The 3,151-nt window shown below is 68.5% G+C and carries 3 protein-coding genes; 1 reads left to right on the plus strand and 2 read right to left on the minus strand.

Annotated elements, in window-relative coordinates; translation table 11 throughout:
* Positions 1-115: 115 nt before the first annotated feature.
* On the minus strand, positions 116-1,093 hold the full coding sequence (locus GSQ76_RS13340; RefSeq protein WP_158744397.1) for a ketopantoate reductase family protein: 978 nt from the start codon (positions 1,091-1,093) through the stop codon (positions 116-118).
* Positions 1,090-2,268 carry a M20 family metallopeptidase gene (locus GSQ76_RS13345; RefSeq protein ID WP_158744398.1) on the minus strand — a complete coding sequence of 393 codons (1,179 nt, stop codon included), beginning with the start codon at positions 2,266-2,268 and terminating at the stop codon, positions 1,090-1,092. The genes GSQ76_RS13340 and GSQ76_RS13345 overlap by 4 nt, the downstream gene beginning before the upstream one ends.
* A gap of 164 nt (positions 2,269-2,432) precedes the next feature.
* On the opposite strand from GSQ76_RS13345, the gene GSQ76_RS31805 reads away from it, so the two are divergent.
* Positions 2,433-3,151 (plus strand): sugar phosphate nucleotidyltransferase (locus GSQ76_RS31805; RefSeq protein ID WP_254070392.1); only part of this gene is annotated, 719 nt, incomplete at its 3' end.

Here is a 3,151-nt window from a genome sequence, read left to right on the forward strand (position 1 = left end):
GCCTTGAACCCCCGCCCAGCCTCCTAGTCCCCTCCCCGCCGCCCCCATCTCAGCCGCCCCCATCTCAGCCCGAAACATCACGAGGCCAGGCCAATAGGCCCAGCCTCAGCCCGCTCTACCCGTACAGCCCGGCCGCCTTAGCCCGCAGTTTCGCCAGCGCGACCAGCAGATCCAGCGTCGGCGTCGCCACGCCCACCAGCCGCGCCAACTCCAACGGCACGCCGAACATCGCGTCCACCTCCATCGGGCGACCCAACTTCAGGTCCTGCACGATGCTCGCGGTGTGCGACAACTTCAGCGAGTTGGCGATCTGCGCCTCCGGGTCGGCCTTGATCGGGCAGCCCATCGCCGTGGCCAGCGCCACCATCTCGCCCGCAATGTTGCGCAGCGCGTCGCGACAGGCTTCCTCGGTGAACAGGGTGCGACCCGGCGATTCCGTCAGCACACCCATCGGCCCCGTGCCGATGTTCAGCAGCAACTTGGCCCAAATCTTGGTCCGAATATCCGGCACAGGCTCGCTATGCAGCCCGCCAGCTTCCATCGCGGCTGCAATCGCCTTGGCACGCGGCGACACCGTGCCGTCCGGCTCGCCGATATTGATGCGGCTATTGGCGTTGGCGACGCTGATGATGCCGGGCTCGATCACCGTGCAGGCGGAGTTGACGACGCCGCCAATGGCGCGTTGCGGACCGATCGCGTCCCACACCACACCGCCCGGGTCCAACCGCTCCAGCCGCCTTCCCTCGTTCACGCTGCCTTCCTTGTGGAAATACCACCAGGGGATGCCGTTCATCGCGAACACCACGGCGGTGTCCGGGCCCAGCAACGGACCGATGACACGGGCCATCGAGGGCAGGCTCGGCGCCTTCAGCGTCACGATGACGGCGTCCTGCGGGCCAAGCTCGGCCGGGTGCTCGCTGGCGGTGACGTCGGCGCGGAAGGTGACGTCTGGCGCGCGAACCTCCAGCCCGCGTTCCTTCATCGCGGCCAAATGGGCGCCACGTGCCACCACCGACACGTCGGCGCCGCCCCGGGCCAGCCGGGCAGCGGCGTGGCCACCCACGGCCCCGGCGCCGAACACGCAAATCTTCACGACAACAGGTCCAGCGCGATGCGGGACAGCGCCTGCACGCCCTGCGCCAGGCAGCGTTCGTCGGGTTGGTAATCGGAATTGTGCAATTTATCCTCCCGCCCCGGCGCGCCGGATCCGATGCGGATCTGCAGACCGGGTACTGCCTCTGTCATCATCGCGAAATCCTCGCCGCCCAGGCTGGGCTCGCCTTCCGTCACCACCTCGCCCATCTGCGCCCGGATGGACGCAATCCCCCGATCGACCATCCCGTCATTATTCACCAGCGGCGGACATAGCCGGTGGTATTGTACGTCCACCCGCACCCGCATGCCCTCGGCGATGCCGGCGCACAGCCGGCGCACCGCCGCCTCCACCTGGTCGCGCACCTGCGGATGCAGGGTGCGCACGGTGCCCTTCAGCACCACGCTATCGGGGATGATATTATGCGCATTGCCGCCTTGGATGGCGCCCACCGTCACCACCGCCGGGCGCGTCGGACCCACTTCCCGGCTCACGATCGTCTGCAACTGCACCACCAGGGTCGCCGCGGCCAGCACCGGGTCGACCGTGTTATGCGGATACGCCGCGTGGCCGGATTTCCCGTGCACCGTGATCTCAAAGAAATCCACGCTGGCCAACGACGCCCCGCGCACATAGGCGAACGCCCCGACCGGCATATCCGGATGGTTGTGGAACCCCACCGCCATATCCACCCCGTCCAGCACGCCCTCCGCCATCATGGCGGCAGCGCCCCCGGCGGTTTCCTCGGCCGGCTGGAAGATCAGCTTCACCGTGCCGCGCAGTTGCGGCGCCAGGCTCTGCAACACCTCGGCCACGCCGATCAGCGTCGTGGTGTGGATGTCGTGGCCGCACGCATGCATCAGCCCGGCATAGGTGCTGGCGAACGGCAGCCCGGTCTGCTCGGCAATCGGCAAGGCGTCCATGTCGGCGCGGATCGCCACGGTCGGGCCGGGTGCGCCGCCCTGGATCGTGCCAACGACGCCCGTCACGCCGACCCCCGTAACGTTCGGAATGCCCAGCCGCGTCAACGCCGCCGCCACCACGCCGGCCGTGCGCGTCTCCGTAAAGGCAAGCTCGGGGTGGGCATGCAGATCACGCCGGATCGCCACCAGCGCCGGCTGCAATGCAGCGGCCTGCCGCGCGATCGCAGCCTGCGGGTCATTCGGAAGGTCCATGCACGCGCGCTCCATCGATGCTGCGTCGGCGAGCATGATCTGCGCAACGCAGCCCGGCAAGATGGCGTCAGGCCCAGCGCGAATGCGTAAGCCTCGTGCAAACATGGACAAGTCCGCCGCCCCCCGCTACGGGACGGGAAATCACCGTTCGGCTGGAGCCCCCCATGGACACGCACGCCCCTGACCCCGCCAAGCCCGGCATCCCGGCGTTTGCAAAGGGCGACGTCGTGCCTGTTATCCTGTCCGGCGGGTCCGGAACGCGCCTCTGGCCAGTCTCCCGGGAAAGCTTCCCCAAGCAGTTCTGGGGTCTATTGGACCATGACCGGTCCATGATCGTCGAAACCGCCCTGCGCGGGCATCGCCCCGGCTTCAGCCCCCCCGTGGTGATTTGCAATCAGGAACATCGTTTCTTGGTCGCCGAGCAACTGCGCGACGCCGGCATCGTGGATCCTAGCATCGTGCTGGAGCCGATCGGCCGCAACTCCGCCCCCGCCGTCACTGCGGCCGCACTGCTGGTAGCGCAAACCGACCCCCAGGCGGTGCTCTGGGTCATGCCGGCCGACGCCGCAATCGGTGACGTGGACAAGCTGCACGAGATCCTGGCCCACGCCGTCGCAGGCGCCCGCGCCGGCCGCATCGTCACGCTCGGCATGACGGCGATGGCGCCGGAAACCGGCTACGGCTACATGGCCGTCGGCGCCCCGATCGAGGGTGCGCCCGGCGTGCACGACGTCGCCCGATTCATCGAAAAGCCCGATGCCGCCGGTGCCGCCGCACTGTTGGCCGAGGGAGCGCTGTGGAACGCCGGTATGTTCGTCTTCACCGCGGAGACGATGCTGGAAGAACTGCAGATCCACGCGCCGGACGTGCTGGCCGCCGTCCG

The organism is Acidisphaera sp. L21 (assembly GCF_009765685.1).
Classification (GTDB): Bacteria; Pseudomonadota; Alphaproteobacteria; order Acetobacterales; family Acetobacteraceae; genus LMUY01.

What these genes read in the sequence shown, in the direction of transcription:
- GSQ76_RS13345 (WP_158744398.1), bottom strand. Translation starts at nt 2,268, where the DNA reads ATGGACCTTCCGAATGACCCGCAGGCTGCGATCGCGCGGCAGGCCGCT.